Below are 15,614 nucleotides of genomic sequence, written 5' to 3' on the forward strand. Positions count from 1 at the left end.
TAGTTTAATTAATAAGGAATTTAATTGTGAAAAATAAAGAGCTAGGTTTTTATGCATACGCGTCTTCCCCCCTTGATATTGGTCAGACTATTGAGCAAGCAGTTAAAGCTTTGCATACTAGTTCAAAAGTTGAAGTTGAAACATGGAAGGCTCTTGATATACCTGGCCACTTTATTTCTGAAAAAGTTTTAGAAAGTATTAATTCCTGCGATTTTTTAATAGCGGACATTTCTGTATTAAACTTTAATGTCACTTATGAGGTTGGGTACGCGATAGGAAAAGGGAAGCGTATATTACTTACTAAAAATAGAAGTATTAAGGAAGCAAGCCCCACTATTAGAGAAATAGGAATATTTGATACACTTGGGTACAAGGAATATCAAAACTCTCATGAACTAATTGAATTCATTGAATCAACAAATCATTTGAGCCCTCTTAATATCTCAAGCAAAATTAATATTAAATCACCTGTTTATCTATTAGAAGGGCTACACAAAACAGATTTAGCGTCTAGGATTGTTTCTCGTATAAAAAAAGCAAGATTCTTATTTCGATCTTTCGACCCAAACGAGCAACCTAGATTATCTGCTAATGATGCTATAGATCAAGTATCCCAGTCTCATGGAGTTGTAGTTCCATTACTATCTAATACCGTTGTTAATTCAGACATTCATAATATGAGAGGTGCATTTATAGCTGGTTTAGCTGATGGCATGTCCAAAGCCCTTTGTATACTCCAAAACGGAGATGAACCAGTTCCTTTAGATTATCGTGACTTTGTTTGTACAACATACCATCCAGATGACATAAATGAACATATAGCTGATTTTGCAGGAAAAGTTGCAGAAGCTTTCCAACAAGACACAAAAGCAAAACCAACAAGTACAGATACATTTCTCCAATCACTCGATTTGGGAGCGACTTCGGCAGAAAACGAGATGCGAACATTGGAGAGTTATTATTTAAAAACTGACCAATTTTTAAAATCACTCAGAGGCGAAGCAAACATAATTGTGGGAAGAAAAGGTTCTGGCAAATCAGCTATATTTTTGCAAGTAAGAGACAGAGAAAGGAATAAGAAAGGCAACATAGTTTTAGATTTAAAACCTGACGGCTATAAATTAATAAAATTTAAGGAACTAATTTTATCATTCCTCGAAGAAGGTACTTTTCAACATACAATAATGGCCTTTTGGGAATATGTTTTACTCCTTGAAATATGTTATAAAATCCTTGAAAAAGATAAAGAACAGCACAAACACGACCATACATTATATGAACCTTATCGTGCCTTGGCCGATCTTTATCATGCAGATGGTTATGAAACCGATGGTGATTTTTCAGAAAGAATGAGTTCTTTAATGGAGAAAATATCTACTGAATATAGATCTCAATACAGTAATAGATCTAATGTTAGGTTATCAGCATCCAAAATAACAGAAATGCTCTACTGTCATGATATGAGAGATTTGTCTAAACAAGTAGTAGATTATATGGGTAAAAAAGAAGTATGTTGGCTGCTGTTCGATAACATCGATAAAGGCTGGCCTACTTCAGGACTTGAACATGAAGACCTTCTTATAATTAGAGGACTTATTGATGCAACAAAAAAAATAGAACGTCAATTTAGTAAATCTAACGTTCATGTTAATACAATCGTTTTTTTACGTAATGATGTATACGAGTTATTAGTAAAAGGTACATCTGATAGGGGGAAAGAGGCTAGTGTACTTCTAGACTGGACAGATCCTGATTTATTAAGAGAACTAGTCCGCTTAAGAATTATATCTAACAATATAGAAGGAGATGAAAAATTCGAAAAATTATGGCCTACGGTTTGTGTAAGCCATTACTCAGGAGAAGATAGCTCACAATATCTAATTGACCGTTCGCTTATGAGACCAAGATTTTTATTAAATCTAATAAATCAATGTAAAAGTTTCGCTATAAATCTTAATCATGAAAGAATTCTGGAAGAAGATATTGAAAAAGGACTTGCGGCTTATTCAACAGATCTCTTAACTGATATTGGTTATGAGATAAATGATGTTGAAAATAATGGCGATGATATACTCTATGCTTTCATTGGTAGCAAATCTATTGTAAGTAAAACGGATATATTTACAAGTTTAAGTAATTATGGTGTCGAAAATGAAATATTTGATAAAATATTTCAGCTATTGTTATGGTATGGATTCATTGGTCCAATAATTAAAGATGAGCCTAAATACATCTATAATTTCAATTACAGCATGAAGTTAATGGCGGGGATAATTAAAAACAAGGGAGACCTAGATTATTTAATCAACCCAGCTTTTTGGCCTTCACTAATGATTGATAATAAATAATAAATGTAGTCTGACGAATTCCCACAAAAGAATGAATAAAAATAATGAGATAGGTTAAAAACTGACGAACATTCATGGCATTGGGTAATCAAATTTATCGCCAAACAAAAATTACCACGAGTCAATGCCATGAATGCAAAACACCTTTTATCAAAATGCCTCTCACTTGTCACCCGCCCTTTTATCGCAAAAGATGCACAAAATATGCGCAAAAGAGGCACAAAACTCGCCGAAAAAGTCTGTTCTCTACAATTGAAAGCTCAATGAATGGTGGAGCATTATCAATCACAGGGCTTGGCGGTGATATTGAAAGTAATGCAATAATCATGGGTATCTATGTTATTTGTGATGTTATTTGTGCCTACGTACAAAACGTAATAGGTTTAAAATAACCAGGCTTATCTTCACCAAGTTCTAACACGTTTAGGTCTTCCATAAATGTAAAAAAATCATCATTGTCATTAAGTTTTAAATACACATTTAATTCATTATTATTAATGGAGAACTGACTGTTTTAACATGCCGACTCGACGCTAAGATTAAAACTACCAGCACCATCGCTATTGTTAATTCTATATTTCTTTACAATTTCCTGCCCATGTAGCATTTTTAACGCATCATCTTTTGTCAATTTTAAAATAAAAAATTTACTGTCAATATCGCTTTTTTGTCTCAACTCATCAGGTAATACATATTGATCATTCACTTCTACAAAAAATTCATGCTCAAAACTATAGTTAGGGTCATTAGTTTTAAAGTTAAATGTAATCACTACATCGTTATTATTAACAACTATTCCATTTGGGGCTTGAACAGCGACAACAATCTCACCAGGTTCAAGTTCTAATGGATTGACACTCATCATTTTATACATTGTTGTTAGCGGTATACTACTGCACCCAGAAACAGCCAAAAAAATCATTAAAAATACAAATATACGCTTCATAATCCTTAATTACCTTGTTAAAAATAAACTAATTTGAAATCTATTTAAAATTTCTTCAGAAAAAATTTAAAACATACACTCTTTTAATTTAAAGCTGTCACTTTGTTGTACTTATCATGGACATCACATAAGTGCATAAGTTCATAAGCGTGGGCAGAGCCTGACACCCCAAAAAAGAATAAATAAAAATAATGAGATAGGTTAAAAACTAAGGAACATTCATGACCTTTGGTGATCAAATTTATCGCCAAACAAAAATTACCACCAGTCAATGCCATGAATGCAAAACACCTTTTATCAAAATGCCTCTCACTTGTCACCCGCCCTTTTATCGCTAAAGACGCACAAAAGATGCGCAAAAGAGGCACAAAACTCGCCGACAAAGTCTGTTCCCTGCCATTGAAAGCTCAATGAATGGTAGAGCATTATCAATCACAGGGCTTGGCGGTGATATTGAAAGCAAAGCCAAGGAAAAATATAAGATTAAGCGGGTTGATAGGCTTTGTCGTAATCCTCATCTTCATCGTGATATTGAGTTCATTTATATCCGTATGGCCTCCTTGCTAGTCGGAAAAATGAAGCAACCCATTATTCATATCGATTGGTCAGATCTTGATGACCGTAAGCAGCATTTTCTCATTCGAGCATCTTTGGCGGCTCAAGGACACTCATTGACACTTTATGAAGAAATACATCAGCTAAACAAAAAAGAGAAACCTAAAACTCATCTGCTCTTTCAGGTTAAAATTAATCATATCTTCATGCCACTTTTAGATTTTAGTGTCATACCATTTATAGGTTTTAATGCTGTGCCATTTATAGGTTTTAGTGTTTCACTCACGTGTAGTAGTTATTAACTATAGTTAAATAAACTGTATGACACTAAAAGTACAAGCAAACACCTGGATTCCGGCTCAAAAGCATTGCCGGAATGACGGAAATTAAAAAGCGAACCAACCGGTCCGCTTTTTAATGCTTTAGATATTATATCTGCAGGCTCCATTTTACTTGAGGCCGTTGAAGACTCTTTGCAAGTGAATGCGTGAGCCTGACAGGACGTCAGGCTAGCTTTCGCGGTACAGGATGTACCATCGGAAGCGTTAGCATTTTCGAATAAGGCCGAAGACGGTTACAAGAGCGGTCAAAAGCTGGATTCAACCACGTCGCGAAATTATCGCTTTTCAGATAATTTTGATGTGGCAGCTGGGAGATCCAAGAGGGAATAGCTGTTGGTTTCCTCTTGGTCTGGTGTGGGTGAAGCGCCACGACGTTAGTGGCCGCAGGCCATAAAAGCAACAAGCAAACACCTGGATTCCGGCTAAAAAGCATTGCCGGAAAGACGTAAATATAAACATACCTGATGTATCGAACACAAAAAAGCGACCTTTCGGTCGCTTTTAAATACTAAAACTTCAACTGAAGTCCACTACCACGATAATGGCGTTACTGCCGATGAGAAGACAAGGAAGCCGATGCTTTTCTCCTCGGAGTTGACTTGTGTCAATGAGAAGAGAAAAGTGTCGGCTGACGCCGTATTATCGAGGCCAAGTAGTCATTATCATTTATTCGTAGTCACTGAGTGGGACGCAACTACACATAAGGTTGCGATCCCCATACACATCATCAATACGATTCACCGTTGGCCAAAACTTATTCGCCTTAACCGCTGCTGTTGGGAACACGGCTACTTCGCGGCTGTACGGACGTGAATCAAACTCTGTGTCCATAATGTCTGCTAGCGTATGCGGTGCATTGTGCAGTGGATTGTTGTCTACTGGCCACTCGCCTGCTTCTACTTTGGCGATTTCGCCGCGAATAGAAATCATGGCTTCGATGAAGCGATCTAACTCAACTTTAGACTCTGATTCCGTTGGCTCAATCATTAAGGTACCCGCTACAGGGAAACTCATGGTTGGCGAATGGAATCCGTAATCGTTAAGACGCTTAGCGATGTCCATTTCGGTCACGCCTGAGGTTTCTTTTAATGGACGTAAATCGATAATACATTCATGCGCTACGCGGTCATTACGGCCGGTGAACAACACTGGGTAATGTGTTGATAGCTTTTTCATGATGTAGTTAGCGTTTAACAATGCCGTTTGGGTTGATTGCTTAATGCCTTTGGTGCCTAACAGCTTGATGTACATCCAGCTGATTGGCAGGATGCTGGCGCTACCGTAAGGTGCTGCAGATACCGCGCCGTTATGGTCGCTTTCGCGGCCTGGCTTAACCACTACATGGCCTGCCACAAATGGCGCAAGGTGCTTTTTAACACCGATTGGGCCCATACCTGGACCACCGCCGCCGTGCGGGATAGCAAAGGTTTTGTGCAAGTTTAAGTGCGATACGTCTGCGCCGATAAAGCCTGGTGATGTTACCCCAACCTGTGCGTTCATGTTGGCGCCGTCTAGGTACACTTGACCGCCATATTGATGGACGATTTCGCAGACTTCGCGGATAGATTCTTCGTACACACCGTGAGTCGATGGGTATGTGATCATAATGCACGATAAGCTGTCGGCTAACTCAGATGCTTTAGCGCGTAAGTCTTCTAAATCAACGTTACCTTGCTTGTCACATGCGGTGACAACCACTTTCATACCGGCAAGTTGCGCCGATGCTGGGTTGGTGCCGTGAGCAGACTGCGGAATTAAGCAAATGTCACGGTGCGCGTCGCCGCGAGACTCGTGGTATTTTCTAATGGCGAGTAAACCCGCGTATTCACCTTGTGCGCCTGAGTTTGGCTGGATACACACTTCATCGTAACCGGTGATTTTAACTAAATACTCAGATAGCTCATTGATTAACTGCGTGTAACCCTGGGCCTGATCTAATGGGCAGAATGGGTGCATGTTAGCAAATTCTGGCCAGCTGACTGGCAGCATTTCTACAGCGGCGTTAAGCTTCATGGTGCACGAGCCTAACGAAATCATAGAGTGGTTTAAGGCTAAATCTTTATTCTCGAGACGCTTGATGTAACGCATCATCTCGGTTTCGCTCTGGTAGCGATTAAACGTTGGGTGAGTTAACACCGCATCTTGACGCACAAGTGCTTCAGGAATTGACTGGCTACCATTGGCTACGATGTCGGCATCGAGTGCAGCAACATCTAGGCCGTGGCCTGTGCCTAAAATCACGTCGAACAATACTGCGATATCTTGACGCAGAGTGGTTTCATCTAGGCTGATACCCAATATTCCGTCGGCGTCGATACGTAAGTTAACTTGTGCGGCAATAGCGCGCGCATTGATGGCGGCTACGTCGGCGTCTTTTACGCTGATGGTGTCGAACCAGGTGTTGTTAACTAACGTTTGGCCTTTAGCTTGTAAGCCTGCGGCCAGGATGTCAGCTAAACGATTAATGCGTGATGCAATGGTTTTTAAGCCTTGTGGGCCATGGAACACAGCATAAAACGAGGCCATGTTGGCAAGCAAAATCTGCGCGGTACAAATGTTTGAGTTGGCTTTTTCGCGGCGAATATGTTGCTCGCGCGTTTGCATGGCCATACGTAATGCGCTGTTGCCGCGGGTGTCTTTTGACACACCAATAATACGACCTGGCATTGAACGCTTGTGTTCGTCACGGGCAACGAAGAATGCTGCGTGTGGTCCGCCGTATCCCATTGGTACGCCAAAACGTTGCGCGCTACCAAATACCACGTCTGCGCCCATGGCGCCTGGTGATTTAAGTAGCATTAACGACATAATATCAGCGGCAACGGTCACAATGACTTTGTTGTCACGCAGTGTGGCAAACAGTTCGGTGTAGTCTGTAATTTGGCCGTAACGGTTGGTGTATTGAAATAAGGCACCAAATAATTCGTAGTTTACCGCTTCATTGGCTGGGCCAACGACGACTTCAAAGCCAAAGCATTCTGCGCGGGTTTTCACTACGTCTAGGGTTTGCGGGAACACATCGTCAGCCACAAAGAAGATGTTGGCTTTTTTAGCTTTAGACACACGCTTAGCCAGCGCCATGGCTTCTGCTGCTGCGGTGGCTTCGTCGAGTAATGATGCTGATGCAAGGTCAAGACCGGTTAGGTCCATCGACACTTGTTGGAAGTTTAAAATCGCTTCGAGACGACCTTGAGCGATTTCAGGCTGGTATGGCGTGTACGCTGTGTACCAACCTGGGTTTTCAAATACGTTACGCAAAATGACATTTGGTACTTGTACGCCGTAGTAACCCATACCGATATAGCTTTTAAAGACTGTGTTTTTGTCTGCTATGTCGCGGATATAAGCGATACCTTCGGCTTCGCCACATGAGTCACCGATGGTGAGATCTTGTGGAAGGCGAATTTTACCCGGAACCGTTTGTGCGGTTAAATCGTCTAATGATTCTGCGCCAATGAAGTTCAACATTTCTTGTTGTTGTTCTGCATTTGGGCCGATATGACGAGTAAGGAAAAGTTCGTGCTGTTCTAGTTGTGTCAGGGTTTGCTTGGTCATGATAAACCTTGTTCCAAATCGACCAGTTAAGGCGGTAGGGCACAGAACTGGAAAAGGGTGAAAACGTGTAATACGTGACTAACCCGTTAAGGGTTTAAATGTTGCGCCCTCGCCCTTGGCTTATCGTTGCCATAGGTCCGAACAATAGCGCTTCATTTGGCGATGCATTTAGCGCAATGCTAAAGATACATAGCAAAGAAGCTCCCTAGGGAGCTTCCTGTGGTTGGCGATTATTCTTCGTCAATCACTTCTTGATAACCGTCTGCATCAAGTAATGAATCAATTTCTGACTCATCTGATGGCATAATACGGAAGAACCAACCGTCGCCGAATGCGTCGCTGTTCACTAACTCTGGCGAGTCTTCTAATGCTTCGTTTACGGCAATCACGTCACCAGAAATCGGCGCGTAAATGTCTGATGCAGCTTTAACTGACTCAGCTACTGCGCAGTCTTCACCAGCAGTAACGGTGTCGCCTACTTCTGGTAATTCTACGAATACCATGTCGCCAAGAAGCTCTTGAGCATGCTCAGTGATACCTACTGTGTAGCTACCGTCTGCTTCTTTACGGATCCATTCGTGTGAAGATGCATATTTCAATTCTGCTGGAATAGTGCTCATTGCTGTTGTTCCTTTATCAAATGTTTTAGTGCTTAATCAATAATTTTTTGGGGTAACCATCACCCGACTTGAGTAAATGCGGTACTGTTGAAGATGTTCAACACACCGTAATACTCTAGCGCAGCAGTGGTTTACTCACACTTAAAAGGCTTGTTTACCGTTGCGCACAAAGCTGGGTGCAATCACGTTGACCGTGACGCGCTTTTTACGCATTTCAACTTCGGCGGTAGCGCCAATACCGTTAGGCACGCGGGCCATAGCGATAGAGTAACCTAACGTTGGCGAAAACGAACCGCTGGTGATCACACCTTGATGCTCTACACCGTCTGCGTCGGTAAAGAACACAGCCATATCATGGCGTAAAACGCCCTTTTCTTCCATGACTAAACCGACTAATTTTTCGGTGCCCGCGGCTTTAATGGCGGTCAGTGCGTCGCGGCCAATAAAGTCACGATCGCTTGGTTCCCACGCGACAGTCCAGCCCATGTTGGCGGCTAATGGATTAATTGACTCGTCCATGTCCTGACCGTATAGGTTCATGCCCGCTTCTAAACGTAGAGTGTCGCGTGCACCTAGGCCACATGGCTTAACGCCTGTGTCTAATAATGCTTGCCATAAGGCTTCTGCTTCGACTTCTGGAACAATGATTTCGTAGCCTGCTTCGCCGGTGTAACCAGTTGTGGCAATAAATAAGCTGCCTGACTGCACGCCAAAAAATGGCTTCATGCCGTCTACGGCTGCATTTTGCTCGGCGTTGAATACCTGTGCGGCTTTGGCTTTAGCGTTAGGGCCTTGTACGGCAATCATTGCCAGTTCAGGACGCTCGGTAACCACAACATCAAACGCGGCCGCTTGCTTGTTGATCCACGCTAAGTCTTTGTCGCGAGTGGCTGAGTTGACCACTACACGGTAATGAGTGTCGGTGAGGTAGTAGGTAATAAGGTCGTCGATGATGCCAGCGCTTTCGTCTAGCATGCCGCCGTAAAGGGCTTTACCCGCAACGGTGAGTTTGGCGACATCGTTAGCAAGTAACTTACGTAAAAAGGCACAAGCTTCGTTGCCGGTTACGTCAACCACTGTCATGTGCGATACGTCGAACATGCCCGCATCTTGACGCACTGCATGGTGTTCTTCGATTTGAGAGCCGTAGTTAATCGGCATTTCCCAACCATGAAAATCAACCATTTTGGCTTTCGATTCTAAATGCTTGTTAAAAAGTACAGTTTTGCTAGCCATTATTATCCCTTTTTTTGAGGCCTTTCTTATGTAGGTCTTTGATAAAATGCGGTCAAAATTATACTCCGCAGACCTGTTTTGTATACAAAAAATTTTTCTAATCCGAGGTTTGTCGCATTAGTTTAGCTAATCCATTGCTGTAATTTTTTTACATAACTTTTTACAATAAAATGACTGATTTGGCTGTATTGCCTGATATTAAACAACTTTCTACATTAGCTAAGATGAAATTGATTCGCGGCAAAGTTTAGGTAATGTCATTTTGTTACCCATAGCCTGTTTGATGAACACTGTTTTCAGCCCAGCGACATTATCGACCAGGGTTAAACCGATATCACGAATGGCTTTTTTAAGCGGGTTACTGCCGGCAAACAGTCTTTTGAAGCCTTCCATGATGGCAATCATTTCCATGGCGTCGGCTTTTCGCCAACGTTCTAGGGCGCGTAAATGGCTATATTCACCTAAATCTTTGCCTTGCTGGTGCAGTTCGGTAAAGGTGTCGACAATGCTGGCGGCGTCTAAAAAGCCAAGGTTTACCCCCTGGCCAGCTAGCGGATGAATAGTATGAGCAGCGTCACCGGCTAACACCAAACGGTGGCGAGCAAAGTGGCGCGCATAACGCATACGCAGCGGGAATGATTGCCGTTCGCTCTCAACGCTACACACACCTAATCGACCATCTAAGGCAGCGGTTAAGGCTTTGCCAAATTCGACATCGTCTAAAGCTTGTAGGTGTTCAGCTTGCTCGGGCGACACTGACCACACGATGGAACATAAGTTATCTTGGTACAGTGGCAACATGGCTAACGGGCCGCCGGGTAAAAAGGCTTGTCTGGCGGTAGCATCATGAGCAAGTTCGGTGCGCACTGTGGCGACAATGGCGTGGTGGCCGTAGTCCCAAAATGTTAATGGAATACTGCATTGCTGACGCACCCACGAGTTGGCACCGTCTGCAGCAACCACCACCGCAGCGCTGATATTGTCGCCATTGGCGAGCGTAAGCCAGGCTTCGCGCTCGCCAAAGGCCACACGCTCAAGGCGTTGGTCTTCAAGGTGGGTAAGATTACTGATTTCACTGGCACGTTTGGCAAGGGCATGACTAATGGCATCGTTTTCGATAATCGAGCCTAAATAGGTTTCGCTAATGCTGTGAGCATCAAACTCAATTTTGCCTAGGCCGTCTTTGTCCCACACTGACATTTTTTGATACGGGCTAATGCGACTGTCGTCGAGGTATTGCCATGCGCCGAGATTTTCCAGCAGTTGTTGGCTGGCTTTATTGATGGCGCTAACACGTAATTTAGGTTCACCACTGACGGCCTGAGTTGTGCCTGCGTCTATTACCACCACATTCAGGTCGGCATTGGCTAACCCAATGGCAGTTGCGAGCCCGACCATACCACCGCCGACGATGGCTACATCATATGTTTTGGTTGAAAACATGGTCAATCCTTACCTTAAAATGAGTTAACGCCAGCCCATGGCAGTTTGTGCTACGGGGCGTTTTAACGGCGGCAGCCAAGACAATAAGCGCAAGCCAATACTGCGCCCTGCGACTAATGGCCAATATTGATTGGAAAAGCCACGGACTAAAAATTCGATGTTACGTAAAGTGCTGTCGCGGTCTTGTTGGCGTGCGGCCAAATATTGATGCACGATGTCGCTACTGCCAAGATCGACTTTTACTTCAGTTTCACTATTGGCTTGCGTTAGTGCGGTTTCAATAACATCTAACAAGCCCACCACATCACGCAGGCCAAGGTTAAAGCCTTGCCCTGCAATGGGGTGTAACGTTTGCGCTGCATTACCGACAAACACACAGCGGTGATATATCGGCCTTGGCATGTATGACAAGGTAAGCGGATAACTGACACGCTGGCCAACATCGACAAACTGGCCGACGCGGTGGCCAAAGGCATGTTGTAATGCGGCTAAAAATTCGCTTTTATCGACGTTTGTCAATTCATCGGCTTGCGCTGGCGGCAATGCCCACACCAGTGAAAAACGCGATTGTCCTTTGCCAGAGTCTGTTAATTGCGCAGATGGCTGTTTTAATTGATTTGAGGACTGTTTTAATTGCGCTGAGGACTCTTTTAATTGCGCTGAGGGCTCTTTGGCTTGCGTCGATGATGCTTTAGATTGCGCTGAGAATGCGGTCATGTTTTGCATCGGCAGCAAGGCTAATGGGCCTGTTTGGGTAAAGCGCTCATAAGCCCAATGCTGGTGCGGTTGATTGGTGGTGACATTGGCAACGATAGCCGTTTGCTGAAAATCAACTTGCTCAGTTGTTTGGCCTAAATACTGGCGTACCACAGAGTGCGCGCCGTCTGCGGCCACCAGCAATTGGCAATGTAATTGGCTGCCGTCATCTAACGACAACACATGGCCATCTTGCTGGGCCTGTAAAGCGGTGACCTTAGCGGGGCAATAAACCTGTACCGACGATTTAGCCAGTTCATCAAATAATACGTTCCCGACTTTAGCCAGCTCAACCACCTGCCCTAGCGCATCTAAGCCTAACGGTTTGGCATTAAGCTCGGTCATGCCAAAGTGGCCGCGATCGGACACATGGATGTTTTCAATCGGCGTGCCTAAATGCTTGAGCTTTGGCCAAATGCCTAAACGAGTCAGTTCAAAAATAGAGCCATGCGCAATGGCAATGGAGCGAGCATCAAAACCTGGGTGTTTATTGTCAGCAACATGAGCTTCAATTAAGGCGATACGCAGCGGGCGTGCGAGTGATGCAGATAACTTGGCTAATCCTAGGGCTAATGTCGCCCCAGCCATCGCGCCACCGACAATGGCAATGTCGACAGCTTGAGGTGAAGTTGAATGATGTGCTGTGGTCATACGCTGCGCCGCTGCTAATGAAAACTAAAAATTAATGAATAGTCGATGACTGGTCGGTGTCATTTAATGGCATGTCTAGGCCAAACTCTGAGTAACATAAAATGGCTGACATTCTGACAAACTCTTGCAATTCAACGTAGGCAGTTTCTGATTCGTCATCATCACCGACATCAAATTCAACCTGGGCAATTTCTGCTAAATCTTTAATGACTTCGCGCACGTCCGGTGATGCTTTAGCCAGTTCTGGCTGAATAATCGCAATGCCGGTTAAAAAGCTTTGCGTCCACAGGGCCAGTGCTTCAACACGGTGACTAAGCGAGACTTCTTCTTCTGGCAGTAATAAGGTAAAGCCAAATTCAAAATCTGCTAGACGAGCAACGGTGTCCTGGTAAAGCTCAGCAATTAATTGCTGTAGGTTAGACTCTAGCGGTTGGCCATCATTCATTAAGTCTGCCAGCGGTTTTAACCACGCATAATTGTCTTGTTGTACACCACCACAAATTAGCCCAACAAGTGCACCGTGCACTTCTACTGGGTGCTGACCAATTTCGGCCGCATCTAAGGCTTTTTTAAGATTTTCGATACATAAAGAAGGTGGGGTTGCCATGGTTTTTTCCTAATAGCGCGATATCTGTCTCAATGCTAGCAGAGTTACTATGATGCTCCAAATACTAGCGCGACATGTGATCAAATTTGTGAATAGTAATACAATGATTGCAGGCGATTTGTTCACTCAAACAACAAATCGTTAAAAAGGGCCGCTGTTGCCTTGCGCTTTTAAATTCAGCCCTATATAGTTCGCGAACTGACTAAGGATTGGGGCGACATTATGAGTAACAGTGCTGTTGATATAACCCTTTTAGGGCGCACCTACTCTATTGGCTGTCCAAAAGGACGCGAAGATGCCTTACGCACCGTTGCCAGAGAAGTTGAAAACCAACTGACAACCTTAAAGTCGCGTACTAACAATTTAAGCCGTGAAGAATTAGCCATCATGGCTGCATTGAACATTGGCAATGAGTTGTTTGAAGAAAAGCAAAAAAATAAGCAATATATGGCGCAAATGGATGAGCGTATTTCGTTATTACAATCGACGTTGGAAACATCATTGGTTGAACGAAGCCGCAAGGATGACTAAACTAAGAATTCAGAATTAAGTGTAATACTTGATTCTACCCTGTTTTGCTCCCTGGGATATGCGCGAACTGGCTATGTCCCTGTGCCGATAATTACAAACCCAGGGTGAATGCTTTTGTTGACATTGTGCATGCTCGGCTCGTACCGAGAAGCCTTAGGAGATGAACATTTACCCGCCTTGAACCTACGGTTCAAGGGCTACGCCGGCAGCGGTGTTCTGGGGAGCATCCTATCATTTGTACTTCACAGTCGCGTTTACATCGCGATTTAATCTCAAATCACTGTGTTACCTTAATAGCATCAATCTTGTGCCCCCGCTTATGATGTTATTCAATCTGTCACTAATGACCTAAATTGGTGCATCTCATTGCCATTTCTGTATATTAAGTAACCGTTCGCTTTAGAAAACAGTCATCCATTCACATTTTAAACTTTTAAATTTAGTAACTTTATTCATAAGGTTGTGTTACAAAACACATTAATGTATAAAGCCTTATATATTAATAGCTTGTATTTATGGATTATGACAAGTCTTACCTTTAGCCTGAAGTTATGCGGCATCATTATTGCTTTTCTGCTGTTCTCGTTAACAGGCTGTAAATCTCTCCCTACGCCCTCTCCAGCTAAACCGGTTAATGTTATTCCTCTCGAGTTAACTCACTTACCAACAGATGCTGCTACCCAGGGCTTGAATATTATTGATACTCAGTTGAGCTTAGGTGACCGGAATTTATACCTAGCCAATAATGGCAATATCAAAATGCTGTCTACCGCCCAATGTCAGCTAGAAATATCAGCCCATCGAGGTGATTTTAGACAACCAGAAAGCAGTGCAAATGCCATCGCGTCGGCGTTAAATGATAACTTTAATAGTGTTGAAATTGACGTAATGCTGCTTAAAGATGGCACCTGGGTTAATCATCACGATAGCCAGACAGGCCGCGCGACCGTGTATTACACTGGCGAACGATTTAAACTCAATCGCATGAGCTTTCAGGCGTTTTCCAATCTCAAACTACGCGATAAGCAAACTAACAATTTGCTCGACCAACGCCCTATTGCCGCTGTTGAAGCCTTTAAAACCTTTGCAGCATATCGCCATAATAATCAACAACTCAATGTAGAGATAAAATCTGATACCAACGGCCAAAAACTCGTTGAGCTTGATAATATGCTCCGAAAATATATTGGCTTAGGAGGATTTTATTATTCAGCCGCGGACCAAGAAATACTCTATAAGCTACGAGGCATTAATCCATCGGTGTATTTAGGGTTTATTCAGGGTGGACACCCTACAAGCATTGAAAAATTAACGGCTGATTTGCGTAACGGCGTCAAAAACGATGCTTATTACTTAGATAATCAAAGTAAGCTTGAACTCGTAGGGCGATACGGCACCAAACGTTACCGCTCACGCTATAAAGACTATACGGCAAAATCGTCACTCTCTGCCATACACAAAAAGCTCGGTGATAATTCAGGACTCCACTTGGATATACGCAGCTTTATGCAGCATCCAAACGTTAAACATGACGCTCACCAACTGGGTATGAAGGTCTACACCTATTCACTTAATGGCAGCGAATATCACCAGTCACAATTAATTAAATTAACCACGGTACAATTACCTGATGGCGCCATTGTTGATGCAACGCCTTATAAAATTTGCCAACGCTTATTTAATGCGGCTGTGCCGGCTAAACGCTATGAGCCATCAAGCCATCTTGGTCGTTATATTGCTTCTTTACCACAAGATGCTGACTTTGACCGTTTTAACGAAATGCGTGGATATCAAACTGAAGGTTACTATTTGTCATTAGATTCTGGCCTTGCTCCAATTAGCCGTCCACCAGTAAAAGTGGTGCCTAATAATATTCCTACCCCATTGTTAGAGCATGGTTTTCCTACAATCACAGATGAAAAAATTGATAACGATACTGGCGAGACAATTATTTTAAGGCTCCCCCAGCGCCAGGCTAAATAGCGGTAAAAAAGCATAACGATAAAAAGATGATGGTTGATAAAG

General features: G+C 43.1%; 11 protein-coding genes, 1 other RNA gene and 2 pseudogenes. 6 read left to right on the forward strand and 8 right to left on the reverse strand.

The features are described 5' to 3' along the window. Positions 1-26: 26 nt before the first annotated feature. Both AC19MX_RS03990 and AC19MX_RS03995 read left to right on the forward strand, forming a co-directional pair. Entirely contained in the window at positions 27-2,348 is a 2,322-nt protein-coding gene (locus AC19MX_RS03990; RefSeq protein ID WP_498296565.1) for a P-loop ATPase, Sll1717 family, read from the forward strand. Between the two features lie 129 nt (positions 2,349-2,477). Next, positions 2,478-2,668 (forward strand): annotated as a pseudogene (locus tag AC19MX_RS03995) (hypothetical protein); the annotation flags it as partial. A 194-nt stretch (positions 2,669-2,862) separates the two neighbouring features. On the opposite strand, the gene AC19MX_RS04000 reads toward AC19MX_RS03995, so the two are convergent. Together AC19MX_RS04000 and AC19MX_RS04005 are read right to left on the reverse strand one after the other, a co-directional pair. Further along, positions 2,863-3,294, reverse strand: a complete 432-nt coding sequence (locus tag AC19MX_RS04000; RefSeq protein ID WP_498296567.1) for a hypothetical protein — start codon at positions 3,292-3,294, stop codon at positions 2,863-2,865. An 83-nt stretch (positions 3,295-3,377) separates the two neighbouring features. Further along, complete coding sequence (locus AC19MX_RS04005; protein ID WP_498296864.1) at positions 3,378-3,572, reverse strand: hypothetical protein; 195 nt, start codon at positions 3,570-3,572, stop codon at positions 3,378-3,380. On the opposite strand from AC19MX_RS04005, the pseudogene AC19MX_RS04010 reads away from it, so the two are divergent. Then, positions 3,571-4,043: pseudogene (locus AC19MX_RS04010) on the forward strand (IS4 family transposase); the annotation flags it as partial. The gene AC19MX_RS04005 and the pseudogene AC19MX_RS04010 sit on opposite strands and share 2 nt — an antisense overlap. Positions 4,044-4,856: 813 nt before the next feature. On the opposite strand, the gene gcvP reads toward AC19MX_RS04010, so the two are convergent. The 6 genes from gcvP to AC19MX_RS04040 form a co-directional block, all read right to left on the reverse strand. After that, positions 4,857-7,745, reverse strand: coding sequence for an aminomethyl-transferring glycine dehydrogenase (gene gcvP, locus AC19MX_RS04015; RefSeq protein ID WP_498296569.1), 2,889 nt, complete (start codon positions 7,743-7,745; stop codon positions 4,857-4,859). Positions 7,746-7,975: 230 nt separating this feature from the next. Continuing rightward, complete coding sequence (gene gcvH, locus AC19MX_RS04020; protein WP_432399866.1) at positions 7,976-8,365, reverse strand: glycine cleavage system protein GcvH; 390 nt, start codon at positions 8,363-8,365, stop codon at positions 7,976-7,978. A 141-nt stretch (positions 8,366-8,506) separates the two neighbouring features. Then, on the reverse strand, positions 8,507-9,601 hold the full coding sequence (gcvT, locus tag AC19MX_RS04025) for a glycine cleavage system aminomethyltransferase GcvT (protein ID WP_498296571.1): 1,095 nt from the start codon (positions 9,599-9,601) through the stop codon (positions 8,507-8,509). A gap of 219 nt (positions 9,602-9,820) precedes the next feature. Beyond that, complete coding sequence (locus AC19MX_RS04030; RefSeq protein ID WP_432399870.1) at positions 9,821-11,044, reverse strand: FAD-dependent oxidoreductase; 1,224 nt, start codon at positions 11,042-11,044, stop codon at positions 9,821-9,823. A gap of 24 nt (positions 11,045-11,068) precedes the next feature. After that, the gene (locus AC19MX_RS04035; protein ID WP_498296573.1) at positions 11,069-12,451 is read right to left on the reverse strand and encodes a UbiH/UbiF/VisC/COQ6 family ubiquinone biosynthesis hydroxylase; all 1,383 of its coding nucleotides are present in this window, start codon (positions 12,449-12,451) and stop codon (positions 11,069-11,071) included. 31 nt (positions 12,452-12,482) lie between these two features. Next, positions 12,483-13,058 carry a UPF0149 family protein gene (locus AC19MX_RS04040; RefSeq protein WP_498296575.1) on the reverse strand — a complete coding sequence of 192 codons (576 nt, stop codon included), beginning with the start codon at positions 13,056-13,058 and terminating at the stop codon, positions 12,483-12,485. Positions 13,059-13,280: 222 nt separating this feature from the next. Between AC19MX_RS04040 and AC19MX_RS04045 the strand changes: the two genes are divergently transcribed. The 3 genes from AC19MX_RS04045 (at position 13,281) to AC19MX_RS04055 (ending at position 15,572) form a co-directional block, all read left to right on the forward strand. Next, complete coding sequence (locus AC19MX_RS04045) at positions 13,281-13,589, forward strand: cell division protein ZapA (RefSeq protein WP_188953784.1); 309 nt, start codon at positions 13,281-13,283, stop codon at positions 13,587-13,589. Positions 13,590-13,634: 45 nt separating this feature from the next. Continuing rightward, positions 13,635-13,816: non-coding RNA, 6S RNA (gene ssrS / locus AC19MX_RS04050), on the forward strand. Between the two features lie 295 nt (positions 13,817-14,111). Continuing rightward, complete coding sequence (locus AC19MX_RS04055) at positions 14,112-15,572, forward strand: glycerophosphodiester phosphodiesterase (protein WP_498296577.1); 1,461 nt, start codon at positions 14,112-14,114, stop codon at positions 15,570-15,572. Positions 15,573-15,614 lie beyond the last annotated feature (42 nt).

It is taken from the genome of Shewanella sp. MF05956, from assembly GCF_059758055.1.

What these genes read in the sequence shown, in the direction of transcription:
- gcvT (WP_498296571.1), bottom strand. Translation starts at nt 9,601, where the DNA reads ATGGCTAGCAAAACTGTACTTTTTAACAAGCATTTAGAATCGAAAGCC.
- gcvP (WP_498296569.1), bottom strand. Translation starts at nt 7,745, where the DNA reads ATGACCAAGCAAACCCTGACACAACTAGAACAGCACGAACTTTTCCTT.
- AC19MX_RS04045 (WP_188953784.1), top strand. Translation starts at nt 13,281, where the DNA reads ATGAGTAACAGTGCTGTTGATATAACCCTTTTAGGGCGCACCTACTCT.
- AC19MX_RS04030 (WP_432399870.1), bottom strand. Translation starts at nt 11,044, where the DNA reads ATGTTTTCAACCAAAACATATGATGTAGCCATCGTCGGCGGTGGTATG.
- gcvH (WP_432399866.1), bottom strand. Translation starts at nt 8,365, where the DNA reads ATGAGCACTATTCCAGCAGAATTGAAATATGCATCTTCACACGAATGG.
- AC19MX_RS04040 (WP_498296575.1), bottom strand. Translation starts at nt 13,058, where the DNA reads ATGGCAACCCCACCTTCTTTATGTATCGAAAATCTTAAAAAAGCCTTA.
- AC19MX_RS04055 (WP_498296577.1), top strand. Translation starts at nt 14,112, where the DNA reads ATGACAAGTCTTACCTTTAGCCTGAAGTTATGCGGCATCATTATTGCT.
- AC19MX_RS04000 (WP_498296567.1), bottom strand. Translation starts at nt 3,294, where the DNA reads ATGAAGCGTATATTTGTATTTTTAATGATTTTTTTGGCTGTTTCTGGG.
- AC19MX_RS04035 (WP_498296573.1), bottom strand. Translation starts at nt 12,451, where the DNA reads ATGACCACAGCACATCATTCAACTTCACCTCAAGCTGTCGACATTGCC.
- AC19MX_RS04005 (WP_498296864.1), bottom strand. Translation starts at nt 3,572, where the DNA reads ATGGCATTGACTGGTGGTAATTTTTGTTTGGCGATAAATTTGATCACC.